The organism is Streptomyces sp. NPDC023573, assembly GCF_055559735.1.
The window spans coordinates 629,475-654,348 of record NZ_JBVHKB010000003.1; the positions used below are offsets into that span (position 1 = coordinate 629,475).

Below are 24,874 nucleotides of genomic sequence, written 5' to 3' on the forward strand. Positions count from 1 at the left end.
ATGAGCTCCACCGTGCCGCGCTTCGGCGCCAACTACACGCCCAGCCAAGGCTGGTTCCACCACTGGCTGGACTTCGACCTGGACGCAGTGCGCGCCGACCTGGACTCGATCGCCGGTCTCGGCCTCGACCACATCCGCGTCTTCCCGCTCTGGCCGCTCTTCCAGCCCAACCGCACGCTGATCCGCCCGCGCGCCGTCGAGCAACTCGTCCAGCTGGCCGACGCGGCGGCCGAACGCGGCCTCGACGTCAATGTGGACGGGCTGCAGGGCCACCTGTCGAGCTTCGACTTCCTGCCCGCCTGGACGCGGACATGGCACCGCCGCAACCTGTTCACCGATCCGGATGTCGTCACCGGCCAGGCCGCATACCTGCGTACACTCGCCGCCGCCCTCGCCGACCGGCCCAACTTCATCGGCATGACCCTGGGCAACGAGATCAACCAGTTCTCCGGGAGCCCGCATCCCGATCCCGACCCCGTCACACCGGGCCAGGCCGCCGACTGGCTGCGGACCCTGCTCGACGCGTGCGAGGAGGGCGCTCCCGGGAAGCTCCATCTGCACGCGGAGTACGACGCCTCCTGGTACCAGGACGACCACGCCTTCACCCCCGCGCACGCGGCCCGGATCGGCGCGGTCACCGCCGTCCACTCCTGGGTCTTCAACGGCACCGCCCAGCGTCACGGACAGGACGGCACGGCGACCGAGCACCACGCGGCGTATCTGATCGAACTCTCCAAGGCATGGGCGCACGACCCGCACCGGCCGGTGTGGCTCCAGGAGGTGGGCGCTCCGGCGCCCTTGATCCCGGCCGGGCACGCGGCCTCTTTCACGGAGGCGACCGTCACCAACGCTTTGGACTGCGAGGACGTCTGGGGCGTCACCTGGTGGTGCTCCCACGATGTCTCACGCTCCCTGGCCGACTTCCCCGAACTGGAATACGGCCTCGGGCTGCTGACCAACGACCGCCAGGTCAAACCCGCCGGGCAGGCCATCGCCAGGATGGTTCGGGAGCAGCGCGCGGCGGCCCACCGCCCCGCGCCCCGGACCACCGCGCTCGTCGTCGACACCGGGGACGACGACACGGCGCCCCACCGGTCGGTGTGCGCGCCCGGCGGCGCGGTCTTCGAGGCGTTCGCCATGCTCACCGCGGACGGCGCCCGCCCCACCACGGTCCTCGCGAGCCGTGCCGAGGACCGGCACCACCTGGCCGGCCGCGGTATCACCGAGGTCGTCACCCCCGGCCAGGTCCTGTGACCCGCTGACGCACACCGCCCCGCCCAGCACCGGAATCGCACCTCGCACGATACGGAGCAGACCATGACCCAGCCTCACCCACACGCCGCCGCCCCCACCCGGCGCACCGTCCTCCTCGCCGGCGCCGGGACCGCCGCCGCTCTTCTCAGCCCCGCGTTCCCCGGACGGGCCGCGGCCGCCACCGCCGCCCCGGACACGCTCCAGCCCTACGCCTCGTACTGGTTCCCCGACTCGTTGCCCACCGGCACCCCCGGGGACGGTGTCACCTGGCGGAGTCTGAAGAGCTGGCGTGCCGAGGACGACCGGGACCTCCCGTTCAACACCGCGACCGTCCCGCTCGCCGACCGCTTCACGCCCGTCCCGGTCAACACGACCGCCCGGACCGGGCAGGCGCGGAACACCTCACTGGTCGCTTTCGGGCACACCGCGGGCAACCCCGCCCAGGGCTCCGCCACCGCCGACCACTACGCACTGAGCCAGTGGGCCTACCTGGACGAGCTCGTCTTCTGGGGCGGATCGGCCGGTGAGGGACTGATCCTCGCGCCCAACGCGCCGGTCGTGGACGCCGCCCACCGCAACGGCGTCCCCGTACTCGGCACCGTCTTCCTCCCCCCGGTCCACCACGGCGGCGACCTCCGCTGGACCCGCGACCTCGTGCAGCGCGACGCCGCGGGACGCTTCCCCCTGGCGGCCAAGCTGGTCGAGGTCGCCACCGTGTACGGCTTCGACGGCTGGTTCCTCAACGCGGAGACCGAGGGCGGGGACGCCGCACTCGGGGCCGACATGCTGGCCTTCGTCACCGACCTGCGGGAACGCGGAGAGGCCGCCGGGCTCCGCACCACCTGGTACGACGCCATGACGGTGCGCGGCCAGGTCGGCTGGCAGGGCGCCCTCAACGAGGAGAACACCGCGCTGTTCCAGCAGGCGGACTCGATGTTCGTCGACTTCCGCTGGACCCCGGACACCCTCGCCGCGTCCGGTGAGCGGGCGGAGGCCATCGGGCGCAGCCGTTACGACCTGTGGGCCGGGGTGGACGTCGAGTCCACCGGGTGGAACAAGGCGGTCGACTGGGACGCGATCGTCCCCACCGACCGCCCGCACACCGTCTCGTACGGCTTCTACCGCCCCGAATGGACGCTGAACCACCTCCCCGAGGACCGGACGCCCGGCCAGTTCCACGCGGCCGACCAGCGATTCTGGACCGGCAGCTCGCTCGACCCCGCCAGGCCCGCGCCCAAGGAGGAATGGCGGGCCCCGGCAGCGGTGCTCGCCGACCGCTCGACGGTCGCCCGGCTTCCGTTCGCCACCACCTTCAACACCGGGCACGGCCTGCGGTGGTACGAGAACGGGCGGCCGGTCTCCGACGCCCCGTGGAACCACCTGGGGCTCCAGGACCGGCTCCCCGGACGCCGCTGGGTCGTGCGCACCGAGGGAGGCACGCCCTCCGTCACCTTCGACTTCGACGACGCCTGGCGTGGTGGAAGCAGTCTCCTGGTCGACGGCGACCTGAAGGCCCCGGCCACCGTCGACCTGTTCGCGACCCGGCTGCCGCTCTCCCGGCGTACGGTCGTCGAACTCACCCACCGCATCGATCCGGACTCCGGTCCGGTCACCGTGGAACTGGCCGTCGCCCCGCACCGACCGGACCGCGCGGGCGACCCGTTCGCCTACACCTACGTGCCGGCCGGAGAGCTGAGGCCCGGCGCGGCCGGCTGGACCACCACGACGCTGCGGCCGGGCTCACTCGGCGGCACCGCCCACGCACTGGGCATCCGGCTCACGGGCACGGGCGCCGGTAGGGCCTCGGTGCGGTGGCGACTCGGCGCACTGGCCGTACGCGATACCGTCAGGAAGCCGCACGCGCCGACCGCCCTGCGCATCACCGACGCCGCCGCCGACGGCTCGGAGCTGCGCCTGCGCTGGCACCCCGCCCCGGGCCCGGTGCGCCACTACGAACTGCACCGGATCCTCCCCGACGGCACCCTGCGCTTCCTCGGAGGCACCTGCCAGACCGCCTTCTGCCTGACCGGCATCCGCAGGGAGGCGGGCGAGAGGTCCGCGCGCTTCCAGGTCCGTGCCGTCGACGAGCTCTACGGCCTGTCCGGCGCCACAGCCGCCGCACACCGCTGGTAATCCGCCCCCACCCGCACCCACATCACAACGGAGTCACCCTCATGCACGACGACCGCAGCCTGGTGGAAGCCCGTCTGAAGCGTGTCCTGGACGAACGCATCCGCCCCGCCGTGTACCCGGAGTCCGTACCACTGGACGTCGCCGTCTGGAACGCCCCGGGCGAGCCCGTCCCCGTCGCCGAGGGCCTGGCCGGACCCGTCGAGCCCATCAGGGTCGGCGACCGGTGGGGCGCACCCTGGAGCACCTGCTGGTTCCGCGTCTCCGGCACGGTCCCCGCGCACTGGGCGGGCCGCACCGTCGAGGCGCTCCTCGACCTGGGCTTCGACGAGAACATGCCGGGCTTCCAGTGCGAGGGTCTGGTCTACCGCCCCGACGGCACCCCGGTGAAGGGCCTCAACCCGCGTAACCAGTGGGTGCGCGTAGGGGCTCCCGTCGAGGGCGGCGAAGAGGTACTGCTGCACGTCGAGGCCGCTTCCAACCCCGTCATCCTGGACTACCACCCCTTCCTGCCCACGCGGCTGGGTGACAAGGAGACCGCCGGCAGCGAGCTCCAGTACACCCTCGCCCGGATGGACCTCGCCGTCTTCGACGAGCACGTGTGGAACCTCGTACAGGACCTGGAGGTGCTGGGAGAGCTGATGGCGGAGCTGCCCGTCGAGGGAGCCCGCCGCTGGGACATCCTGCGCGCCGTCGGCCGGGCGCTCGACGCGGTCGACCTCCAGGACGTCAACGGAACCGCGGCGTCCGCCCGAGCCGAGCTGGCCGAGGTGCTCGCCACCCCCGCGCAGCCGTCCGCCCACCGCATCAGCGCGGTGGGGCACGCCCACATCGACTCCGCCTGGCTGTGGCCTCTGCGCGAGACCGTCCGCAAGGTGGCGCGGACCACGTCCAACATGACGGCCCTGCTGGAGGACGAGCCCGACTTCGTCTTCGCGATGTCCCAGGCACAGCAGTTCGCCTGGATCAAGGAACACCGCCCCGAGGTCTACGCCAAGGTCAAGAAGGCCGTCGAGGAAGGCAGGTTCGTGCCCTCCGGCGGCATGTGGGTCGAGTCGGACACCAACATGCCCGGCTCCGAGGCGATGGCCCGTCAGTTCGTGCACGGTAAACGCTTCTTCCTCGACGAGTTCGGCATCGAGAACGACGAGGCATGGCTCCCCGACACCTTCGGCTTCGCCGCCGGGCTGCCGCAGATCATCAAGGCAGCGGGCTCCAAGTGGCTGCTCACCCAGAAGATCTCGTGGAGCCAGACCAACAAGTTCCCCCACCACACCTTCCGCTGGGAAGGCATCGACGGCACGCGGATCTTCACCCACTTCCCGCCGGTCGACACGTACAACTGCTCCATGAAGGGCAGCGAGATCGCCCACGCGGCCGACAACTTCAAGGACAAGGGAGTCGCCCGCCACTCGCTCGCGCCCACCGGCTGGGGCGATGGCGGCGGCGGTACGACCCGCGAGATGATCGCCAAGGCCGGCCGCATGCGGAGCCTGGAGGGTTCGGCCACCGTCGAGTGGGAGAAGCCCGCCGACTTCTTCACCAAGGCCGAAGCCGAATACCCGGACGCACCGGTGTGGGTCGGCGAGCTGTACCTGGAGCTCCACCGCGCCACACTCACCAGCCAGGCCAAGACCAAGCAGGGCAACCGCCGGAGCGAACACCTGCTGCGGGAGGCCGAGCTGTGGGCCGCGACCGCCGCCGTGCAGACCGGATTCGCTTACCCCTACGAGCAGTTGGACCGGATCTGGAAGACGGTACTGCTCCACCAGTTCCACGACATCCTGCCGGGGTCGTCGATCGCCTGGGTGCACCGCGAGGCCGAGAAGACCTATGCGGCCGTCGCCGGGGAGCTGAACGGCATCGTGGACGCCGCCCAGCGCGCACTGGCGGGCGACCCCTCCGCGGGGCGCGCACTCGTCTTCAACTCCGCCCCGCACACCCGTGCCGGGGTGGAGGCGGGCGCGGCCGCTGCCGCCCGCCCCGGCAGCGACGGGCAGCTGGCCCCGCGTGAGGGCGGCGGCTTCGTGCTCGACAACGGGCTCCTCCAGGTGGAGATCGACGCGCGGGGCCTGGTCGTCTCCGCGTACGACATCGGTGCCGAGCGCGAGACCGTCGCGCCCGGGCAGGCGGCGAACCTCCTCCAGATCCACCCCGACTTCCCGAACATGTGGGACGCCTGGGACGTCGACGCGTTCTACCGGAACACCGTCACCGACCTCACCGACCTCGACGAGCTCACCCCTGTCGAGGGCGAAGGCACGGTCGGAGTCCGGGTCGTACGGAGCTTCGGCACCTCGAAGGTCACCCAGCTGCTGACCCTCACCTCCGGTGCCAAGCGCCTCGACATCGACACCGAGGTCGACTGGCACGAGACGGAGAAGTTCCTCAAGGCCTCGTTCCCGCTGGACGTGCACGCGGAGCGCTACGCCTCCGAGACCCAGTTCGGGCACTTCTACCGGGCCACCCACACCAACACCAGCTGGGAGGCGGCCAAATTCGAGGCGTGCAACCACCGGTTCGTCCACGTGGAGGAGCCCGGCTGGGGCGTGGCACTCGTCAACGACTCGACGTACGGGCACGATGTGACCCGCACGGTGCGCGCGTCCGACGCGGGCACGACCACCACGGTCCGTGTCTCGCTGCTGCGCGCCCCCCGGTTCCCCGACCCGGAGACCGACCAGGGAGTGCACCGCTTCCGGCACGCCCTCGCGCCGGGCGCGACGATCGGCGACGCGGTGCGTGAAGGCTTCCGCATCAATCTGCCCGAGCGCCGCGTCACCGGAGAGCGCGAGGTCGCACCGCTGGTGACCGTCGACAACGACGCCGTCGTCGTCAGCGCGGTCAAGCTGGCCGACGACGCGAGCGGCGACCTCGTCGTCCGCCTCTACGAGTCCACCGGCGGCCGGGCCCGGGTCCGCCTCGCCACGGGGTTCGACGCGGCAGGCGTCGCGGTCACCGACCTGCTGGAGCGGCCGCTGGACGACGTGCAGACGCCCGTACCCACCGACGAGGGCGTGAGCCTGTCACTGCGCCCGTTCGAGCTGGTCACGCTGCGGCTGGCCCGCCGCTGAACCGGAGCGTGGGGGCCGGCGCCCGGCCCCCACGCCGCTCCGGCCCGAGGCGGCAGGCTCAGGCGTCCTTGCCGGCCGCGGCGCGGCGCTGCCGTTTGCCCAGGGGCGCCTGCGAGAGGTCCTCGGCGCTGCTCCTGAGGTTCTTGTAGCCGTAGCCGCGTTCTTCCAGCCAGCCCCGCGCCGCGTTCTCGGCACGTTCGGTCGCCTCCAGGACGTCCTCTTCCTCATCGCCCGAGTCCTGGAAGCGGAACGTGAAGGCCGAGCGGGCGGCCAGGTCGTAGCTCAGGTGTCCCTCGGGGGTGAAGGCCGCGCGCAGGACGTCGTGCTCCGCGGCACGGGAGAGGAGCTCGGCCCGCTGGTCGGGGCCGAGACCGTCGAAGACGCCGCGGACCGTGATGCGGAAGGTTCGAGTACTCATCCGGCGACCTTAACCAGCCTGGCCGCCGCGGTTCCACCGTGTTTCCCGCGCACCGCACACCGTGCCCGCGCGGACACACCGGCGCCCCCACCGACGTACAGCGGTGGGGGCGCCGGGGGAGACGCGGGGATCAGGCGCCGACGTTCATCTCGGCCGGGTGGGATCCGGTGCGCTTGCCCTCGTCCAGCGCGGCGAACGCGGCCAGGTCGTCGGCGTCCAGTTCGAAGTCGAAGACGTCGATGTTCTCGGCGATCCGCGACGGCGTCACGGACTTGGGAATCACCACGTGGCCGGTCTGCAGGTGCCAGCGGAGCACCGCCTGCGCGGGGCTCCGGCCGTGCTTGTGCGCGACGGCGACCACCGTCGGGACCTCCAGGAGGCCCTTGCCCGAGCCCAGCGGCGACCAGGCCTCGGTGACGATGCCGTGCTCGGCGTGGACGGCGCGCGACTCGGCCTGCTGGAGCTGCGGGTGCAGCTCGATCTGGTTGACCGCGGGGACGACGGAGGTCTCGCCCATCAGGCGCTCCAGATGCTCCGGCAGGAAGTTGGACACGCCGATGGCCTTCGCGCGGCCGTCGGCGAGGATCCGCTCGAAGGCCTTGTACGTGTCGACGTACGCGTCCTTGGCCGGCGTCGGCCAGTGGATGAGGTAGAGGTCGACGTACTCAAGGCCCAGCTTCTCCAGCGACACGTCGAACGCGCGCAGCGTCGAGTCGTAGCCCTGCTCGCTGTTCCAGAGCTTGGTCGTGACGAACAGCTCCTCGCGGGCGACACCCGAGGCGGCGAGACCCTTGCCGGTGCCCGCCTCGTTCCCGTAGACCGCGGCGGTGTCGATGCTCCGGTACCCGGCCTCCAGGGCCGTGGCCACGGCCGTCGTGGCCTCGTCGTCAGGCACCTGCCAGACACCGAAGCCGAGCTGCGGCATCTCGAGGCCGTTGTTGAGCGTGATGGTGGGGACCTGGCTCACGAGCGGTCGATCCTTACGTTGTAGGTGGGTACTCCCAGAGGGAACGATCGGAAAAGCCTAACCATTCCCACCTGCCCCGATCCGGTGAACCGGAGAGGGAGTGCACCTCTGACGCCACGTCAGGAGCGGCACCGGCTCATCGGTAGAGAGCGTCGACCTCGGCCGCGTACGCCGTCTCGATCGCCTTGCGCTTCAGCTTGAGCGAGGGGGTCAGCAGGCCGTGTTCCTCGGTGAACTGGTGCGCCAGTATGCGGAAGGTGCGGATGGACTCGGCCTGGGACACCGCCGTGTTCGCCGCCACCACGGCTCTGCGCACCTCCATCTCCAGGTCGGGGTCCCGCACCAGATCTGCGGGGCGCATCGGCGTACGGCCCTGCATCGCGAGCCAGTGCTCCACCGACTCGTGGTCCACGGTGACCAGGGCCGCGATGTAGGGCCTGTCGTTGCCGACGACGATGCACTGCGCCACCAGCGGATGCGCGCGCACCCGCTCCTCCAGGCCGCTCGGGGCCACACTCTTGCCCCCGGAGGTCACCAGGATCTCCTTCTTACGCCCGGTGATGGTCAGATAACCGTCCTCGTCGAGCGCGCCCAGGTCGCCGGTGGCCAGCCACCCGTCGTGCAGGACGGCGTCCGTGGCCTTGGGGTCGCCCAGGTATCCGGAGAAGACGTTGGCGCCGTGCACCCACACCTCGCCGTCCCTCGCGATGTGCACCGAGGAACCGGGAATCGGCTGGCCGACGGTGCCGTAACGGGTGCGCTCGGGCGGATTCGCCGTGGCCGCGGCCGTCGTCTCGGTGAGCCCGTAACCCTCGTAGACCGTGACGCCCGCGCCCGCGAAGAACAGCCCGAGCTGCCGGTCCATCCCGGAGCCGCCCGACATGGCGTGCCGCACCCGGCCGCCCATCGCGTCACGGACCTTGCGGTAGACCACCTTGTCGAAGAACTGGTGCTGCATCCGCAGCCCGGCGGACGGTCCGGGTCCGGTGCCGAAGGCCCGCGCCTCCATCGCCTCGGCGTACTTCACCGCGATGTCCACGGCCTTGTCGAACGCCCCCGCGCGGCCCTCCGACTCCGCCTTGCGCCGTGCGCCGTTGAAGACCTTCTCGAAGATGTACGGCACCGCCAGGATGAAGGTGGGCCGGAAGGCCACCAGGTCCGGCATCAGCGCCTTCGCGGACAGCTCGGGCTGGTGCGCCAGCTTCACCCGGCCGCGCAGCGCCGCGATCTCCACCATGCGGCCGAAGACATGGGCGAGCGGCAGGAAGAGCAGCGTCGCCGCCTCCTCGCCGGGCTTGGAGAGGAACACCGGATGCCAGCGGCCGACCATGGTGTCGGCCTCGAACATGAAGTGGGAGTGCGTGATCACACAGCCCTTGGGGCGCCCCGTCGTGCCGGAGGTGTAGATCACGGTCGCCACGGAGTCGGGGGTCACCGCGCGGCGGTGCCGGTGGACGACCTCGTCGTCGACCAGCGCACCGGCCTCGTTGAGCTCGGTCACCACATCGGCGTCCAGCTGCCAGAGTCTGCGCAGGTTCGGCAGCCGGTCTATCACCGAGCCGATCGTCATCGCATGGTCCTCGTGCTCGACCATGACGGCCGCGACCTCGGCGTCGTGCAGCATCCACAGGACCTGCTCGGCCGACGACGTCGGATAGATCGGCACCGACTGGGCGCCCACCGTCCAGAGGGCGAAGTCGAAGAGGGTCCACTCGTAGCGCGTGCGCGACATCAGGGCGACCCGGTCGCCGAACCGGACGCCGTGCGCGATCAGGCCCTTGGCGAGAGCGAGCACCTCGTCGCGGAAGGTGGCCGCCGACACGTCGTGCCACCGGCCCTCCGCGTCCTTGCGGCCGAGGGCCGTCCGGTGGGGGTTCTCCTGCGCATAGTCGAAGACGGTATCGGCAAGACCGCCGACTTGAGGGGCAGCGGCCATGGGTGGGACAGTGAACTCGCGCAATGACCTGCTCCTTGTGGCGCTCCGCACGGCGCCGCGACGCTACCTCACCGTACGAGGCCGCGGGAGGGTCCGAAGTCTCCGGAAAACATGGCATCTGGCCATGCCAACCGTAGAAATCGGGCCAGATGGGCAAGGCTCGGGCGCAGTTCTGACCGCGGAGTAAGTAGCTCGGGCGGGAATCTCCACCGAATCTGTACGCCGTGCTTACGCCGATTCCGGGTGTGAAGGCATGACCGGACCCCGGTGGAGACGGTCGCCGCCCGCCAGGATCGCCGCCGCGAGGGCGTCCGCCGCCTCCTGGGCGGTGTCCCTGCGGCGCCCGTGCAGCAGGACGAAGTCCACGTCTCCGAGCTCCGGCAGACCTGCCCGGGCCGGGACGGGCACGAGCCCCGGCGGGATGAGCCCCCGGGTGTGCGCCATGACCCCCAGACCGGCACGGGCCGCCGCCACGAGTGCGCTCAGGCTCGCACTCGTACACGCGAAGCGCCAGGGCCTGCCGTGCTCCTCCAGCACTTCCAGGGCGCGCGCCCTGGTGATCCCGGGAGGCGGGAAGGCGATCAGGGGCAGCGGACGCTCGGGATCGATCCGCAGCTGCGGGGCGCCGATCCAGGCCAGGGTGTCCTGCCAGACCAGCTCCCCGTGGGTGTCCCCGATACGGCGCTTGGCCAGCACCAGGTCGAGCCGGCCGGCCGCGAGCTGCCGGTGCAGCGCGCCGGACAGCTCCACGGTGAGCTCCAGCTCGACCTCGGGGTGCTCCCGCCGGAAGGACTCCAGGATCTCCGGGAGCCGGGTCAGCACGAAGTCCTCGGAGGCCCCGAAGCGCAGCCGTCCGCGCAGCCTCGTGCCGGTGAAGAACGCCGCCGCACGCTCGTTGGCCTGCAGGATCGTCCGCGCGAAGCCCAGCATGGCCTCGCCGTCCTCGGTGAGATCGACCCGGTGCGTGTCCCGGTCGAACAGCTGGCGGCCGGCCTCGGACTCCAGCCGGCGCACGTGCTGGCTGACCGTGGACTGCCGGACGCCCAGCCGGCGTGCCGCCTGCGTGAAGCTCAGGGTCTGGGCGACGGCCAGGAAGGTGCGGAGCTGGACGGGGTCGTACATGGAGCGAGGCTATCGCGAATCATGATGACAGTCAGTGCGGTGTACGGGATTCCCGATCGCGGGGACGAGGAGCACGATGGTGAGGGCACGATTCCACCGAGAGAGCACGGAGCACATGAGCCGCCGCACCAGCCGCCGATTCCCCGCGCTGCCGTCCTGGCTTCCGGTCGACCCGTACATCCTGGCGCTGATCGGCACGGTGGTACTCGCGGCGCTGCTGCCCGTCTCCGGGACCGGCGCGGACGTGGCGGGCGGCGCGTCGACCGGAGCGGTGGCCCTCCTCTTCTTCCTCTACGGAGCGCGCCTCTCGACCGCCGAGGCGCTCGACGGCCTGAAGCACTGGCGACTCCACCTCACCGTTCTGGCCTGCACCTTCCTCCTGTTCCCACTGCTCGGCCTCGCCAGCCACGGCCTGGTGCCGTACGTCCTGACCCCACAGCTCCAGGACGGCTTCCTCTTCCTGTGCCTGGTGCCCTCGACCATCCAGTCGTCGATCGCCTTCACCTCGATCGCCCGCGGCAACGTGCCGGCCGCCATCTGCGCCGGCTCCTTCTCCAGCATCGCCGGGATCGTGCTCACGCCGCTCCTGGCGGCCGCGCTGCTCGGCGGGGCCGGAGGCGGATTCTCCGCGGACTCGCTGGTGAAGATCGTCCTCCAGCTGCTGGTGCCCTTCCTCGCCGGGCAGCTGCTGCGCCGCTGGGTCGGCGGATTCATCAGCCGCCACCGCAAGGTGCTGGGGTACGTCGACCGCGGCTCGATCCTGCTCGTCGTCTACACGGCCTTCAGCGAGGGGATGGTCGCCGGCATCTGGCACCAGGTCACCCCGCTCCGGCTCGGCGCCCTGCTCGGCGCCGAGGCCGTGCTGCTGGCCCTCATGCTCACGGTGAGCTGGTACGGGGCGAAGCGGCTGGGCTTCGGACGGGAGGACCGGATCGCCATCCAGTTCGCCGGGTCGAAGAAGAGCCTGGCGGCCGGCCTGCCGATGGCCAGCGTCCTGTTCGGCGCGCACGCGAGCCTCGCGGTGCTGCCGCTGATGCTCTTCCACCAGATGCAGCTGATGGTCTGCGCGGTGATCGCGAAGCGCCGTTCGCGTGACCCGCTGCCGGGCGATGGCCCGGTGAGGCATGCTCGGGCGGAGGCGCTGAACTGACGTCTCCAACGTCAGGGGGGCGATGCGCTGATGTCTGACCACATGGGAAACGGCCGCGCGGCGGAGGACGACGGGTGCCTCCGCCGGGTGATGGCCGTACCTCTTGGGCTTCTGCATCTGCTTGCTGCCGGTCTCTGCTACTCGGCATGGACGATCCGCCCGTCGGGACTCTGGGACAGGGACGCGTACGGCGCCATCACCTTGCTGTGTTTCCTTGCCCTCGCGGTCAGCGTCATCGCTCTGGTCATCACAGTTGCTCCTCCCACGGTGCGGCGTGCCATGGGTGCCTGGTGGGTGGCGCCGCCGCTGATCCTCAGCGCGATCGCGGTGGCCCGGTGGGTTTCGGGCGGTTGACTGCGTCGCGCTCCGCCTGGTCGGCGTGCGGGGCGCCCCGTATGTCGGCGAGTCCGAGGCCGGTGCGGCTCCGGGCGTTGGCCTCGGCGACGCGGGCGCTCAGCAACTCGGCCGGGCCGAGCGGTCGTAGGAGGGCCGGGTCCGCGTCCCATTCGCGGCCACCGCCGAGCGGGCGGAGTTGGAGGTAGGGGCCTTCGTGGCCCATCACCAGGCCCACCCGGCCGCTGTCGTTGTCGTGCACGACCGCCCCGACGCGGAGGGCGCCGTCATCGGTCACCTGCCGCTCCGCTCCTGATCACTGCGGCGAGAGCATGCGCCACGGGGGCGGAGCAGACGCCGAGGCGGACGAGGGCGTAGCGGGCCGGCCGTGCGGTGTCGCCGTCCTCGGTCTCCGTCCAAGGGGTACGCACATCCATCGCGGGCAGTTGGATGCCGGCGCTGCTCAGCGCGGCGGCGAGGGTGTCCCGCGCATCGACGGCCTCCTGGATCTTGGCCGTCCTGCGGGAGAGGGGCGGCTTCTGTGACGGCGGAGTCATGGGCGTCTTCCTTCGGTTGTTCTTTCGCGGAATCCTCTGCCTGGCCTCATGCGGCGGACTACGGTGCGTGAGGAGCTCATTACGAGAATGGCCTGGTCGGGGGTGTGACACACCGACGGCGGGGCGTGCTTCCCCAGCGGTGAGTCACGTTCCACACGTTCCACGGAGGATGCGATGCCGACGAGGCGGGCGGTCACGGGCCGCAGCAGGGAACCACGGGCGCGGTTCGCTGAAGAGCTGCGGAACCTGCGTACCGAACGCGGGGACAGTCTGCGGCAGCTCGGCGAGCGGCTGGGCTGGGACTGGTCGTTGTTCGGGAAGATGGAGAAGGGCGAGACCGTCGGCGGCCCGGAGGTGGTGCAGGCGCTGGATCAGTACTACGGGACGCCGGGGCTGCTGCTGGCGTTGTGGGAGCTGGCGATCAGCGACCAGTCGCAGTTCAAGGAGCGGTACCGGCGGTACATGGCGCTGGAGGCTGAGGCGACGAGTCTGTGGCACTTCGCGGTGGGTGTGCTGCCGGGGGTGCTTCAGACGGAGGGTTACGCACGGGAAGTGCTCGCGGCTGGACGGCTCAACGACCAAGAGCTTGATGAGCAGGTGAAGGCTCGACTGACGCGGCGGGACCTGCTGGAGGGGGAGAGCCCACCGCACTTCCGCTCGATCCTGTCCGAGACTGTGCTCTGCACGCCGCTGCGAGAGGTGAGCGCGTGGCGCCAGCAGTTGCAGCATCTTCTGGAGATGGCCGACAGGGCGCAGATCGTCGTGCAAGTCCTGCTGCACAGTGCCGGTGCACACAGTTTGTCGAGCACCGATGTGATGTTCCTACGTGTGGCCGAGGGGCGTACGGTGGCGTACGTGGAGAGCGCCAGTCACGGCAACCTGCTTGAGGCATCTCGGCAAGTCGAGGAGCTTCAGCAAATGTACGATTCTGTGCGCGACTTGGCACTGTCCCCGAGTGAGTCGCGTAAGCACATCTCGCGCTTGTTGGAGGAAGTTCCGTGCGATCCATCGACCTGAGTGTCACTGCCTGGCGGAAGAGCAGCCACAGCAACTCGGATGGCGGCCAGTGCGTAGAGGTCTCCGACGCCTTCACTGATGTCGTCCCCGTGCGAGACAGCAAGAAACCACACGGCCCGGTGCTTACATTCACGGCGGACCGCTGGGCATCGTTCGTCTCCGCAGTGAAGGACGGAGGAGTGGACGCCTGAACCGTCCACCGCGCCACAGAATGACAACGGCACAGAATTCCAAGACCTTGAAACCCCGGGCACAGTTGGTCATCGGCATCATCCGCCGAGGCGACGAGATCCTGCTCGTGCGCGAGAGTCTCGGCGCCGCTGGTGAGATCCTCTGGTCGCTGCCCGGTGGTGGGGTCGAGGACGGCGAGCTCATGCACGAAGCCCTCCGGCGCGAGCTGCGGGAGGAGACCGGACTGCTCGTGGGCGATCCGGTGCGGACCGCGTTCCTCATGCACATCGACTCGGAGCGTTACCCGTCCGCGCTGGCCGCCGCCTTCGAGATCGACGCGTGGTCGGGGGACATCGCGCCGCAGGACGACGACATCGAACAGGCCGCCTTCTTCCCCCTGCCCGACGCCCTGAAGCTGATCGGCGAGCTCGACAGCGCAACGCAGCGGGAGCCCATCGTCGGCTACCTGAACGGGGAGGTCGCGCCCGGGACCACCTGGCTGTACCGCAACCGAGGCGGGGACGAGACGCTGGTCGCACGCTGGTGACGCACGAGGGGGCCCGGCCGGCGCAGGGGGCGCTCCCCGTCGGCCGGACCCCTGCCCCGTGCAGCGGGCGGGCCGGATCAGCCTTGGCCCACCGTCGCCCCGAGGGCGATGCGGTGGTCACCCGCGTACACGTTCATGGACTGCCCCCGCAGGAAGCCGACGAGGGTCAGTCCGCTCTCGGCCGCCAGGTCCACGGCCAGCGACGACGGCGCCGAGACCGCCGCCAGTATCGGGATCCCCGCCATCACCGCCTTCTGCGCCAGTTCGAAGGAGGCCCGGCCCGACACCAGCAGGATCGCCTTCGAGAGCGGCAGGCGGTCGTCGGTGAGGGCGCGGCCCACGAGCTTGTCGACCGCGTTGTGGCGGCCGACGTCCTCCCTGATGTCCAGCAGCTCGCCCTCCGGGGAGAACAGCGCCGCCGCGTGCAGGCCCCCGGTCCGGTCGAACACCCGCTGTGCCCCGCGCAGCCGGTCGGGGAGGGCCGAGAGCAGCGCGGGCGTCACCCGGACCGGGGGAGTGTCGGAGACGGGATGGCGCGTCGTGGTGCGGACGGCGTCCAGGCTCGCCTTGCCGCAGAGCCCGCAGGACGAGGTCGTGTAGACGTTGCGCTCCAGCGTGATGTCGGGCACCACGACGCCGGGCGCGAGCTTCACGTCCACCACGTTGTACGTGTTCACCCCGTCGGCCGTCGCCCCCGCGCAGTACACGATCGACTGCACCTCGGAGCCCTCACCGATCACACCCTCGCTCACCAGGAAGCCCGCCGCGAGCGCGAAGTCGTCGCCGGGTGTGCGCATCGTGATGGCGAGCGGCTTGCCGTTCAGCCGGATCTCCAGCGGCTCCTCGGCGACGAGGGTGTCGGGGCGGGTCGTGACCGCCCCGTCCCGGATGCGGATGGTGCGGCGACGCTCGGTGACCCGTCCCATAGCCGTTAAACCCGATTCTGTACGTGCTGGTAGCCGAAACGGCCCTTGATACAGAGGTTGCCATGGGTCACCGGGTTGTCGTGCGGCGAGGTGACCTTGACGATCTCGTTCTCCTGTACGTGAAGGGTCACGTTGCACCCCACACCGCAGTAGGCGCAGACCGTCGTGGTCTGCGTCTGCGCGTCCTCGTCCCACGTCCCCGCCGCACGCATGCCGAACTCGGTGCTGAACGAGAGTGCGCCGGTCGGGCACACCTCGATGCAGTTCCCGCAGAAGACACAGGCCGAGTCGGGAAGCGCGGCATCGTGCTCGGTGGAGATACGGGCGTCGAAACCGCGCCCCGCCACGGCGATGGCGAACGTGTTCTGCCACTGCTCGCCGCAGGCGTCGACGCACTTGTAGCAGAGGATGCACTTGTCGTAGTCACGGACGTACAGCTCGTTGTCGATCTTCGGCTGTTCGTTCATCCGGGCGGCGTCCGCGCCGAAGCGCTCGGGCTTCGCCACGTACTCCTTGATCCACTCCTCGGCCCGTGGGGTCGTGGACAGATCCGTCGACGACGCCAGCAGCTCCAGGACCACCTTGCGGCTGTGCCGGGCACGCTCCGTGTCCGTGTGGACCGTCATGCCCGCCTCGGCGCGCCGGGAGCAGGCCGGGGCGAGTGTGCGGGAGCCCTCCACCTCGACCACACACACCCGGCAGGCGTTCTTCGGGGTGAGCGTGTCGCCCTGGCAGAGGGTCGGGATGTCCTTTCCCGCCGTCCGGCAGGCGTCCAGGATCGTGGATCCCTCCGGGACGCGGCTCTCCTCGCCGTCCAGCGTGAAGGAGACGAGACGGCGCGGTGGCTGAAGCGGCACAGTGGTCACTTGTAGACCCCCAGACGGTCGATGGCGGACTCCACGGCGTTCCACGCGGTCTGGCCGAGACCGCAGATCGAGGCGTCCCGCATGGTCTGCCCCACCTCTCTCATGAGCGCGATGTCCTCTGCGGCCTCGGCTCCCGTGCGGTCCGCGATCCGGTGCAGGGCCTCCTCCTGGCGGACCGTGCCCACCCGGCAGGGCACGCACTGGCCGCACGACTCGTCGCGGAAGAACTCCGCGATGCGCAGCAGCACCCGGGGGAGCTCCACCGAGTCGTCCAGGACCAGGACCACTCCCGAGCCGAGCGTCGTGCCCGCGGCCCGGGTGCCCTCGAAGGTCAGCGGGACGTCCAGCTCGTCGGGGCGTACGAAGCCGCCGGCGGCACCGCCGAGGAGCACGGCCCGCAGCCGCTCGGGCGGGCCCGCGAGGTCGAGCAGCTCGCGGAGATTCGCGCCGAAGGGCAGTTCGTAGACGCCGGGGCGGGCCACCTGGCCGGAGACGCAGAACAGCTTGGTCCCGGTGGACGTCTCCGTGCCGGTCGCGGCGTACGCGGCGGCGCCGTGCTCCAGGATCGGCAGCACGTTCACCAGTGTCTCGACGTTGTTGACCGCTGTCGGCTTACCGAAGAGACCCTTCTCCACCGGGAACGGCGGTTTGGAGCGCGGCTCGCCCCGCTGCCCCTCGATCGAGTTGAAGATCGCGGTCTCCTCGCCGCAGATGTACGCACCCGCGCCGCGCCGGATCTCGATGTCGAAGGCGTACCCCTGCCCGAGGACATCTGGGCCGAGCAGTCCGCGCGTGCGGGCGCTCGTCAGGGCGTGGCCCAGCCGTTCGTACGCGCGGGGGTACTCGCCGCGCAGGTAGATGTAGCCCTGGTGGGCCCCGACGGCGTAACCGGCGATCGTCATCGCTTCGACCAGGGCGTACGGATCGCCCTCCATCAGCACCCGGTCCTTGAAGGTGCCGGGCTCGCTCTCGTCCGCGTTGCACACCAGGTAGTGGGGGCCGTCGGCCTGCTGGGCGGTGGCCTGCCACTTGCGTCCGGTGGGGAAGGCGGCGCCGCCCCGGCCGACGAGTCCGGCGTCCAGCACCTCGCGGATCACCCCGGCGGGGTTGAGCGCGAACGCGCGGCGCAGCGCGGTGTAGCCGCCGGTGGAGCGGTAGTCGTCGAGTGAGGCGGGGTCCACGGTGCCGATCCGCTTGAGGAGCACGAGGGCGGGGTCGCCGGCCTGGGGGACGGCTGCGGAGGCCGGGGGCTCGGCGGGGGCCGACTCGGGGGCCCGGGCGGCTGCGGCGAGCGCGGGTGCGGTGGCGGGGGCGAGCACGCCGGAGCAGCGGGTGGCGCCGGCGGCGGGCTCTTCGGGGGCTCCGCCCCCGGGCCCCCGCTCCTCAATCGCCGGAGGGGCTGAATGTGCCCCAGCTGGAGGGAGCGTCGCCGAGGGTGGGTTCTCTCCTGCCGTGCGGGGGAGCGTCGCCTGGGGTGGATTTGCCGGCTCTGCCCCCGCCTGCAGCAGCAGCGCCGCCGGGGCTCGTTCGCACAGGCCCAGGCAGGGGCTCTCCTGCCAGACCGTGCCCTCGGCCGGGGTGCCCGGGGCACCCAGGCGCGCGGTGAGGTCCGCGCGGACGGCCGCCGAGCCGCGGGCCGCGCAGGCCAGGTCCGTGCAGACGTGGAGCACCTTCGCCGGGCGGGGCCGCACCGAGAACATGGCGTAGAAGGTCGCCACGCCGTAGGCCTCGGCCGGGGGGACCGTCAGCCGCCGGCAGATGTAGTCCAGCGCGCCCTCGCTGATCCAGCCCACGCGGTCGTTCACCGCGTGCAGCGCGGGCAGTAGCTGGTCGCGGCGGTCCTTGGCCGCGGCGGCACCGCCCCTCGCCCACCGGAGGTCCTCGTCCGTGCGCTCGGCGGCACCCTCCCAGCCGGACGGCGGGGGGCCCAACAGGGCGTCCACCGCCTCCCGTTCGGCGTCGGACGGGGCCGCGTCGGTGTATCTCAGGTCCATGCGGGCACCAGCTTCTCTATCCGTACGGCGGAGGCCTTGAATTCGGCGGTGCCGGCGATCGGGCAGTTCGCCTCGATGGTCAGCTGGTTGGTGTCGACCTCGTCGGGGAAGTGCATCGTCATGAAGGCCAGCCCCGGCCGCAGCCCGGGGTCGATCCAGACGGGCGCGGTGACACTGCCCCGCCGCGACGAGACCCGCACCTCCTCGCCCACGCGGACGCCGTACGACTCCGCGTCCTCGGGGCACAGCTCGATGTACTCGCCCCGGCGCAAGGGTGAGGCGTAACTCCCGCTCTGCACACCGGTGTTGTACGAGTCGAGGCGCCGCCCGGTCGTCAGCCGCAGCGGGTAGGACTCATCGGTGAGGTCGACCGGCGGGTCGTGCTGCACCAGCCCGAAGGGGGCCGCGGGGCCACGCCGCTCCGGATCGGTCTCCCAGAGCCGGGCGTGCAGGAAGCTCGACGGCAGCTTCTCCGTGTCGGGGCAGGGCCACTGCAGCCCCTGGTGCTCGGCCAGCCGTTCGTACGTCATCCCGAAGTGGTCGGGGGAGAGGGAGCGCAGCTCGTCCCAGACGGCCTCGGCGTCCTCGAACTTCCAGTCGTGGCCCAGCTGTCCGGCCATGGCGCAGATGATGTCGATGTCCTCGCGGGCCTCGCCCGGCGGCACCAGCGCGGCCCGGACCCGCTGCACACGCCGTTCGCTGTTGGTCGTGGTGCCGTCGGTCTCCGCCCAGGATGCGGTGGCGGGCAGGACCACGTCGGCCAGTTGGGCGGTCCTGGTCAGGAAGATGTCCTGCACCACCAGATGGTCGAGGGCCTCCAGCCGGCGCACCGCCTGGTCGCTGTCGGCCTCCGACTGTGCGGGGTTCTCCCCGATGCAGTACACCGCGCGCAGCTCACCGGTCTCCATGGCCTCGAACATCTGGGTGAGGGTCTTGCCGTACCGCGGCTGGATCACGGTGTCCCAGGACCGTTCGAACTTCTGCCGGACGGGCGGGTCCAGGATGTCCTGGAAGCCCGGGAGTTTGTTGGGGATGGCGCCCATGTCGCCGCCGCCCTGCACGTTGTTCTGGCCGCGCAGGGGCTGGACCCCGGAGCCGTACCGTCCGACGTGGCCGGTGAGCAGGGAGAGGTTGATCAGCGCGCGGACGTTGTCGGTGCCGTTGTGGTGTTCGGTGATGCCGAGGGTCCAGCAGAGCTGCGCCCGTTCGGCCGTGGCGTAGGCGTGGGCGAGGTCGCGGATCGCCTCGGCCGGGACGCCGGTCACCTTCTCGGCGGCGGTCAGGGTCCAGGGTTCGACCAGCGCGGCGTACTCCTCGTACCCGCTGGTCGCGCGGTCGACGAAGGCCCTGTTGACCAGGCCGGCGTGGATGATCTCGCGGCCGATGGCGTGGGCGAGCGGGATGTCCGTGCCGACGTTGAGACCGAGCCAGCTCTCGGCCCATTCGGCGGTCGAGGTGCGGCGCGGGTCGACGGCGTGCATCCGGGCGCCGTTACGGATGCCCTTGAGCACGTGGTGGAAGAAGATCGGGTGCGCGAAACGGGCGTTGGAGCCCCACATCACGATCAGGTCGGTGTGCTCCACCTCCTCGTACGAGGACGTGCCGCCGCCGGACCCGAAGGCGGCCGAGAGGCCCGCGACGCTCGGGGCGTGGCAGGTGCGGTTGCAGGAGTCGACGTTGTTGGTGCCGATCACGACGCGGGTGAACTTCTGGGCCACGTAGTTCATCTCGTTGGTGGCCCTCGCGCAGGACAGCATCGCGAAGGCGTCGGGGCCGTGTGCCTCGCGGGTCTGCCGGAATCCGGCAGCCGCGCGGGTCAGTGCCTCGTCCCAGCTCGCCCGCCGCAGCACACCGTCCTCCCCGCGGACGAGGGGGTGGGTGAGGCGTTCGTACGTCTTGGGCTGCCGGCCCTTCCGGCTCCGGCCGCCTGTGCGTTCGCTCTTCATGGTGCGCTCCCTGCCGGTGCCGAGGACGTGGTGGCGAGGAGATCCGCGAGCGCGTGCACGGCGCGCAGCGTCGGTACGGGCGTTCCGGCCAGCTCGGCCAGCTCGACGACGGCCGCGAGCAGCACGTCGAGTTCGAGGGGTTTGCCCTTCTCCAGGTCCTGGAGGGTGGATGTCTTGTGATCGCCGACGCGCTCCGCGCCCGCGATGCGCCGCTCCACGGAGATCTCGGGGCGGCAGCCCACGGCCGCCGCCACGTCGAGGGTTTCGCGCATCATCGACTCCACGAGTGCGCGGGTGTCCGGATGGCGGCAGATCTGGCCCATGGTGGCGCGGGCCAGCGCGCTGATCGGGTTGAAGGAGATGTTGCCGAGCAGTTTGATCCAGATGTCGTTGCGCAGGTCCGGCTCCACGGGGCACTTGAGTCCGCCCGCCACCATCGCCTCGCTGAAGTCCAGACAGCGCCTGGACACCGTCCGGTCCGGCTCACCTATGGAGAACCGGGTGCCTTCGAGGTGGCGTACGACGCCCGGTGCCTCGATCTCTGTGGCGGCGTAGACCACGCAGCCGATGGCCCGTTCGGGCGGCAGCGTGTCGCTCACCGAGCCCGCCGGGTCGACACTGTGGAGCCGACGCCCGGTGTACGGGCCTTCGAGACCGTGGAAGTACCACCAGGGGATGCCGTTCTGAGCGGCTATCACCGCGGTGTCCCGGTGCATCAGCGGGTGGACCAGCGGCCCCGACACCGCGTACGAGTGGGCCTTGAGGCCGAGGAACACATAGTCGACGGGCCCGACCTCCGAGGGGTCGTCGGTGGCGGCGGGCCGTGCGGTGAAGTCACCGCGCGGGCTGAGCACGCGTACTCCGTCACGGCGCATGGCCGCCAGGTGCGGGCCCCGGGCGATGAGATGGACGTCTGCGCCCGCGCGGTGGAGCGCGGCCCCGACATAGGCGCCGATGGCTCCGGCGCCGACAACTGCGACTTTCACGGGGCTCTCCGTTCGGTGAGAGGACCGAGCGAGGGTGTCAAGTCGACAGAATATTGTCTACAGTATGCCGTCAGGGAGGGTCAATAGTCGTGACAGCGGGTGCATGGCCTCTACGTGATTCCGGCGGGTACTCCGGAGCGTCCGCGAGAGTTCCCGGGGAGCTGTTCGAGACGCTCCAACCTCAGGCCTGTATTCCTGTGGGGTTAGGTGCCCTCGTACCGGTCGGTAGCAACCAAGACTGGATAGTTCCTGCCAAACGTAGCGAGGGGAACCCGTACATGACCGGCTCACGTGTCGTGGCGCTCGGCCACTACCAGCCTGCCAAGGTCCTCACCAATGACGATCTGGCGGCCATGGTCGACACCAGCGACGAGTGGATCACCAGTCGGGTCGGCATCAGGACCCGGCACGTGGGCGGGCCCGACGAACCCGTGGACGAACTCGCCGCCCACGCCGCGGCCAAGGCCCTCGCGTCGGCCGGACTCCAGCCGGCGGACATCGACATGGTCCTGGTCGCCACCTCCACGGCCATCGACCGGTCGCCGAGCATGTCCGCCCGGGTGGCAGCCCGTCTGGGCATGGGCTCACCGGCCGTGATGGACATCAACGTGGTCTGCTCCGGGTTCACCCACGCGCTCGCCACGGCCGACCACGCCATCCGGGCCGGAGCCGCCACCCGCGCTCTCGTCATCGGCGCCGACAAGATGGGGGACATCGTCGACTGGACGGACCGTTCCACCTGCGTCCTGATGGGCGACGGCGCGGGTGCGGCCGTCGTCACCGCCGACCCCGACGGGGGCGACAGGCCCGGGATCGGCCCCGTCCTGTGGGGTTCGGTGCCGGAGATGGGCAACGCCGTACGGATCGAGGGCACGCCCCCGCGGTTCGCGCAGGAGGGGCAGTCCGTCTACCGCTGGGCCACCACGCAGCTGCCGCCGATCGCCCGCAAGGTCTGCGAACGCGCCGGTGTCACGCCCGAGGACCTCGCCGCGGTGGTGCTGCACCAGGCCAACCTGAGGATCATCGAACCCGTCGCCCGCAAGATCGGGGCGGTCAACGCCGTCATCGCCCGGGACGTCGTGGATTCCGGTAACACTTCGGCCGCGTCGATCCCGATGGCCCTGTCCAAACTCGTCGAAAGGGGCGAGGTGGAGAGCGGTGCGCCGGCCCTGCTCTTCGGCTTCGGCGGGAATCTTTCGTACGCGGGTCAGGTGATCCGCTGCCCCTGAGGCCCCCGGCGTGGCATTGTGCTCGGTAGACTGTAGACGATAAGCAATGGCCCGGGCGCCCGGAGGGGGACCGCGATGTTGTCCGCAGGACTGCCGCAAGGAACGGTGCCGAAGTTGGAGCGGCCCGGCCCGTTGCGCGAGCGTGTCTACGAGGCGCTCCTCGAGCTGATCACCACGCGCGCCCTCAGCCCCGGCCAGCACCTGGTCGAGAGCGAACTCGCGGGCCATCTCGGGGTGTCACGCCAGCCGGTGCGCGAGGCGCTCCAGCGGCTGAACACCGAGGGCTGGGTCGATCTGCGTCCCGCCCAGGGCGCGTTCGTGCACGAGCCCACGGAGGAGGAGGCGGACCAGCTGCTCTCGGTCCGCACCCTTCTGGAGGCGGAGGCCGCCCGGCTGGCCGCGGCCCACTCGGGGCGGCCGGGGATCGAGGCCCTGGAGGAGCTGTGCTCGCAGGGGGAGCGGGCCGTCGCCGCCGATGACGTGGACCTCGCCGTCGCCACGAACGCCGCGTTCCACGCCAAGGTGATGGAGCTGGCGGGCAATGTCGTCCTCTCCGAGCTCGCCGCCCAGGTGGACCGCCGGGTCCGCTGGTACTACACGCCGGTCGCCCGCCAGCGAGGCACCCGGTCCTGGATCGAGCACCGGGAGCTGATCGCGGCGATCGCCTCCAGGGACGAACAGAGGGCCACCGAGATCATGCGGGCACACACCGAGCACACGCGTCAGACCTACCACCGGCGTGAACAGGCCTGATCGTCCGCCACACATGTGTACGGTCGCCTGACCGGAGGCCGGGGCATATCGCCCCGGCCTTCTTCGCGTTCCGGCGCCCGCGCGCCGCACCTTTGTCCTGAGTGTGGAGAAAGTTGGGACGGATTCACGCGCAACTTCTTCCCACTCCGGTAAACCGCTGCTACGTTCCCCTCGAAAGCCCGACGGACTGGCCGATGTGGCGGGGAGGGACGCGTGAGACGTATGACGGCACGACCCGCGAACACGCACCAGGCGCGACTGCTCCGGCTGTTGCGCGACGGGGGGCCCAACTCCCGTGCTCAGCTGGGCGATCAGGTCGATCTCTCACGCTCCAAGCTCGCCGTAGAGGTGGACCGTCTCCTGGAGACCGGACTCGTCGTGGCCGACGGGCTCGCCGCGTCGCGTGGTGGGCGCCGCTCCCACAACATCCGGCTCGCACCTGGACTGCGCTTCCTCGGCGTCGACATCGGTGCCACGTCCATCGATGTGGCCGTCACCAACGCCGAGCTGGAGGTCCTCGGGCACCTCAACCATCCGATGGACGTACGGGAAGGACCCGTCGCGATCTTCGACCAGGTGCTGACGATGGCGGCGAAGCTCCGGGCCTCCGGGCTCGCCGAAGGCTTCGACGGCGCCGGCATCGGTGTACCTGGACCCGTCCGCTTCCCCGAAGGCGTACCGGTCGCTCCGCCGATCATGCCGGGCTGGGACGGCTTCCCGGTCCGCGAGGCGCTCAGCCAGGAACTGGGCTGCCCCGTCATGGTGGACAACGACGTGAACCTGATGGCGCTGGGGGAGCAGCACGCGGGCGTCGCCCGTTCGGTGGGCGACTTCCTCTGCGTCAAGATCGGTACGGGCATCGGCTGCGGCATCGTGGTGGGCGGAGAGGTCTACCGCGGTACGACGGGCAGCGCCGGCGACATCGGTCACATCCAGGTGGAACCGGACGGACGCGCCTGCGCCTGCGGCAACAAGGGCTGCCTGGAAGCCCACTTCAGCGGCGCGGCACTCGCCCGCGACGCCGAGGACGCGGCCCGCGCCGGACGGTCGCCGGAGCTGGCGGCCCGGCTGGAAGCGGCCGGAAAGCTCTCGGCCGTCGATGTGGCCGCCGCCGCCGCGGCCGGCGACCCCACGGCGCTCGACCTGATCCGCGAGGGCGGAAACCGGGTCGGTCAGGTCATCGCCGGACTCGTCAGCTTCTTCAACCCGGGCCTCGTCGTGATCGGCGGCGGGGTGACCGGGCTCGGCCACAACCTGCTGGCCAGTGTCCGCACCCAGGTCTACCGGCAGTCCCTGCCGCTGGCCACGGGCAACCTCCCCATCGTCCTCGGTGAGCTGGGGCCCGTCGCCGGAGTGACCGGCGCGGCCAGGCTCATCAGCGACCACCTGTTCTCGCCGGCCTGATGTCCGGGCCGGTGCGCCGTACGGCACACGTTCCAGCGTCACCTCCGTAAGCAGCCTGTTCCGAGTTCCGCCCGCAGGACCGCACAGAACGCGC

21 protein-coding genes are annotated in these 24,874 nt (G+C 70.8%); 10 read left to right on the top strand and 11 right to left on the bottom strand.

The annotated features are described in order from the left end of the window. From ACZ32T_RS13240 to ACZ32T_RS13250, 3 genes are all read left to right on the top strand, one after another. Positions 1–1,254, top strand: coding sequence for a glycoside hydrolase 5 family protein (locus ACZ32T_RS13240; protein WP_467366825.1), 1,254 nt, complete (start codon positions 1–3; stop codon positions 1,252–1,254). A 63-nt stretch (positions 1,255–1,317) separates the two neighbouring features. Then, a complete protein-coding gene (locus tag ACZ32T_RS13245; RefSeq protein WP_467269861.1) occupies positions 1,318–3,387 on the top strand; it encodes an endo-beta-N-acetylglucosaminidase in 2,070 nt (689 codons plus the stop codon). Positions 3,388–3,428: 41 nt separating this feature from the next. Beyond that, positions 3,429–6,458, top strand: a complete 3,030-nt coding sequence (locus ACZ32T_RS13250; RefSeq protein WP_467366827.1) for an alpha-mannosidase — start codon at positions 3,429–3,431, stop codon at positions 6,456–6,458. A 58-nt stretch (positions 6,459–6,516) separates the two neighbouring features. On the opposite strand, the gene ACZ32T_RS13255 is transcribed toward ACZ32T_RS13250, so the two are convergent. The 4 genes from ACZ32T_RS13255 to ACZ32T_RS13270 all read right to left on the bottom strand — a co-directional run bounded on the left by ACZ32T_RS13255 (position 6,517) and on the right by ACZ32T_RS13270 (position 10,901). Further along, a complete protein-coding gene (locus ACZ32T_RS13255) occupies positions 6,517–6,876 on the bottom strand; it encodes a DUF6204 family protein (protein ID WP_467366829.1) in 360 nt (119 codons plus the stop codon). Between the two features lie 130 nt (positions 6,877–7,006). Next, positions 7,007–7,843: an aldo/keto reductase gene (locus ACZ32T_RS13260; protein WP_467366831.1), complete on the bottom strand. Its 837-nt coding sequence runs from the start codon at positions 7,841–7,843 to the stop codon at positions 7,007–7,009. Positions 7,844–7,979: 136 nt separating this feature from the next. Further along, positions 7,980–9,779 carry an AMP-dependent synthetase/ligase gene (locus tag ACZ32T_RS13265; protein WP_467269869.1) on the bottom strand — a complete coding sequence of 600 codons (1,800 nt, stop codon included), beginning with the start codon at positions 9,777–9,779 and terminating at the stop codon, positions 7,980–7,982. Positions 9,780–10,007: 228 nt separating this feature from the next. Then, the gene (locus tag ACZ32T_RS13270) at positions 10,008–10,901 is read right to left on the bottom strand and encodes a LysR substrate-binding domain-containing protein (RefSeq protein ID WP_467366833.1); all 894 of its coding nucleotides are present in this window, start codon (positions 10,899–10,901) and stop codon (positions 10,008–10,010) included. Between the two features lie 115 nt (positions 10,902–11,016). Here ACZ32T_RS13270 and ACZ32T_RS13275 point away from each other — a divergent pair, with 115 nt between their 5' ends. Further along, positions 11,017–12,051 carry a bile acid:sodium symporter family protein gene (locus ACZ32T_RS13275; RefSeq protein ID WP_467269873.1) on the top strand — a complete coding sequence of 345 codons (1,035 nt, stop codon included), beginning with the start codon at positions 11,017–11,019 and terminating at the stop codon, positions 12,049–12,051. 313 nt (positions 12,052–12,364) lie between these two features. Here ACZ32T_RS13275 and ACZ32T_RS13280 read toward each other — a convergent pair whose 3' ends face one another. Then, positions 12,365–12,682, bottom strand: a complete 318-nt coding sequence (locus ACZ32T_RS13280) for a hypothetical protein (protein ID WP_467367002.1) — start codon at positions 12,680–12,682, stop codon at positions 12,365–12,367. Then, positions 12,672–12,941, bottom strand: coding sequence for a hypothetical protein (locus ACZ32T_RS13285; RefSeq protein ID WP_467366835.1), 270 nt, complete (start codon positions 12,939–12,941; stop codon positions 12,672–12,674). The genes ACZ32T_RS13280 and ACZ32T_RS13285 overlap by 11 nt, the downstream gene beginning before the upstream one ends. Before the next feature lie 174 nt (positions 12,942–13,115). Between ACZ32T_RS13285 and ACZ32T_RS13290 the strand changes: the two genes are divergently transcribed. The 3 genes from ACZ32T_RS13290 to ACZ32T_RS13300 are packed head-to-tail and all read left to right on the top strand — an operon-like array spanning position 13,116 to position 14,676. Then, the gene (locus ACZ32T_RS13290; RefSeq protein WP_467269879.1) at positions 13,116–13,958 is read left to right on the top strand and encodes a helix-turn-helix domain-containing protein; all 843 of its coding nucleotides are present in this window, start codon (positions 13,116–13,118) and stop codon (positions 13,956–13,958) included. Next, the gene (locus tag ACZ32T_RS13295) at positions 13,940–14,149 is read left to right on the top strand and encodes a DUF397 domain-containing protein (protein WP_467269881.1); all 210 of its coding nucleotides are present in this window, start codon (positions 13,940–13,942) and stop codon (positions 14,147–14,149) included. Before ACZ32T_RS13290 ends, ACZ32T_RS13295 begins: the two co-directional genes overlap by 19 nt. Positions 14,150–14,196: 47 nt before the next feature. Then, complete coding sequence (locus ACZ32T_RS13300) at positions 14,197–14,676, top strand: NUDIX hydrolase (RefSeq protein WP_467366837.1); 480 nt, start codon at positions 14,197–14,199, stop codon at positions 14,674–14,676. Positions 14,677–14,753: 77 nt separating this feature from the next. Here the strand turns inward: ACZ32T_RS13300 and fdhD are convergent, their stop codons facing one another. The 5 genes from fdhD to ACZ32T_RS13325 are packed head-to-tail and all read right to left on the bottom strand — an operon-like array spanning position 14,754 to position 21,394. Beyond that, on the bottom strand, positions 14,754–15,602 hold the full coding sequence (gene fdhD / locus ACZ32T_RS13305) for a formate dehydrogenase accessory sulfurtransferase FdhD (RefSeq protein ID WP_467366839.1): 849 nt from the start codon (positions 15,600–15,602) through the stop codon (positions 14,754–14,756). 5 nt (positions 15,603–15,607) lie between these two features. Beyond that, positions 15,608–16,468 (bottom strand): 2Fe-2S iron-sulfur cluster-binding protein, encoded by an 861-nt coding sequence (locus tag ACZ32T_RS13310; RefSeq protein ID WP_467366841.1) that lies wholly within the window; start codon positions 16,466–16,468, stop codon positions 15,608–15,610. Beyond that, a complete protein-coding gene (locus tag ACZ32T_RS13315) occupies positions 16,465–18,462 on the bottom strand; it encodes an NAD(P)H-dependent oxidoreductase subunit E (RefSeq protein ID WP_467366843.1) in 1,998 nt (665 codons plus the stop codon). Before ACZ32T_RS13315 ends, ACZ32T_RS13310 begins: the two co-directional genes overlap by 4 nt. After that, a complete protein-coding gene (locus tag ACZ32T_RS13320) occupies positions 18,453–20,408 on the bottom strand; it encodes a molybdopterin oxidoreductase family protein (RefSeq protein WP_467366845.1) in 1,956 nt (651 codons plus the stop codon). The genes ACZ32T_RS13315 and ACZ32T_RS13320 overlap by 10 nt, the downstream gene beginning before the upstream one ends. Continuing rightward, positions 20,405–21,394, bottom strand: a complete 990-nt coding sequence (locus ACZ32T_RS13325) for a 2-dehydropantoate 2-reductase (RefSeq protein WP_467269891.1) — start codon at positions 21,392–21,394, stop codon at positions 20,405–20,407. Before ACZ32T_RS13325 ends, ACZ32T_RS13320 begins: the two co-directional genes overlap by 4 nt. Positions 21,395–21,672: 278 nt before the next feature. Between ACZ32T_RS13325 and ACZ32T_RS13330 the strand changes: the two genes are divergently transcribed. The 3 genes from ACZ32T_RS13330 to ACZ32T_RS13340 all read left to right on the top strand — a co-directional run bounded on the left by ACZ32T_RS13330 (position 21,673) and on the right by ACZ32T_RS13340 (position 24,780). Further along, on the top strand, positions 21,673–22,623 hold the full coding sequence (locus ACZ32T_RS13330; protein ID WP_467269893.1) for a beta-ketoacyl-ACP synthase III: 951 nt from the start codon (positions 21,673–21,675) through the stop codon (positions 22,621–22,623). 75 nt (positions 22,624–22,698) lie between these two features. Next, a complete protein-coding gene (locus ACZ32T_RS13335; protein WP_104783781.1) occupies positions 22,699–23,376 on the top strand; it encodes a GntR family transcriptional regulator in 678 nt (225 codons plus the stop codon). Between the two features lie 222 nt (positions 23,377–23,598). After that, positions 23,599–24,780: an ROK family transcriptional regulator gene (locus tag ACZ32T_RS13340; protein ID WP_467269896.1), complete on the top strand. Its 1,182-nt coding sequence runs from the start codon at positions 23,599–23,601 to the stop codon at positions 24,778–24,780. Positions 24,781–24,874: the final 94 nt, after the last annotated feature.

Excerpts from the sequence above, each read along its gene's own strand:
- ACZ32T_RS13290 (WP_467269879.1), top strand. The coding sequence starts at position 13,116 with ATGCCGACGAGGCGGGCGGTCACGGGCCGCAGCAGGGAACCACGGGCG.
- ACZ32T_RS13270 (WP_467366833.1), bottom strand. The coding sequence starts at position 10,901 with ATGTACGACCCCGTCCAGCTCCGCACCTTCCTGGCCGTCGCCCAGACC.
- ACZ32T_RS13275 (WP_467269873.1), top strand. The coding sequence starts at position 11,017 with ATGAGCCGCCGCACCAGCCGCCGATTCCCCGCGCTGCCGTCCTGGCTT.
- ACZ32T_RS13255 (WP_467366829.1), bottom strand. The coding sequence starts at position 6,876 with ATGAGTACTCGAACCTTCCGCATCACGGTCCGCGGCGTCTTCGACGGT.
- ACZ32T_RS13245 (WP_467269861.1), top strand. The coding sequence starts at position 1,318 with ATGACCCAGCCTCACCCACACGCCGCCGCCCCCACCCGGCGCACCGTC.
- ACZ32T_RS13335 (WP_104783781.1), top strand. The coding sequence starts at position 22,699 with ATGTTGTCCGCAGGACTGCCGCAAGGAACGGTGCCGAAGTTGGAGCGG.
- ACZ32T_RS13250 (WP_467366827.1), top strand. The coding sequence starts at position 3,429 with ATGCACGACGACCGCAGCCTGGTGGAAGCCCGTCTGAAGCGTGTCCTG.
- ACZ32T_RS13330 (WP_467269893.1), top strand. The coding sequence starts at position 21,673 with ATGACCGGCTCACGTGTCGTGGCGCTCGGCCACTACCAGCCTGCCAAG.
- ACZ32T_RS13320 (WP_467366845.1), bottom strand. The coding sequence starts at position 20,408 with ATGAAGAGCGAACGCACAGGCGGCCGGAGCCGGAAGGGCCGGCAGCCC.
- ACZ32T_RS13240 (WP_467366825.1), top strand. The coding sequence starts at position 1 with ATGAGCTCCACCGTGCCGCGCTTCGGCGCCAACTACACGCCCAGCCAA.
- ACZ32T_RS13340 (WP_467269896.1), top strand. The coding sequence starts at position 23,599 with ATGACGGCACGACCCGCGAACACGCACCAGGCGCGACTGCTCCGGCTG.
- ACZ32T_RS13285 (WP_467366835.1), bottom strand. The coding sequence starts at position 12,941 with ATGACTCCGCCGTCACAGAAGCCGCCCCTCTCCCGCAGGACGGCCAAG.
- ACZ32T_RS13265 (WP_467269869.1), bottom strand. The coding sequence starts at position 9,779 with ATGGCCGCTGCCCCTCAAGTCGGCGGTCTTGCCGATACCGTCTTCGAC.
- fdhD (WP_467366839.1), bottom strand. The coding sequence starts at position 15,602 with ATGGGACGGGTCACCGAGCGTCGCCGCACCATCCGCATCCGGGACGGG.
- ACZ32T_RS13315 (WP_467366843.1), bottom strand. The coding sequence starts at position 18,462 with ATGGACCTGAGATACACCGACGCGGCCCCGTCCGACGCCGAACGGGAG.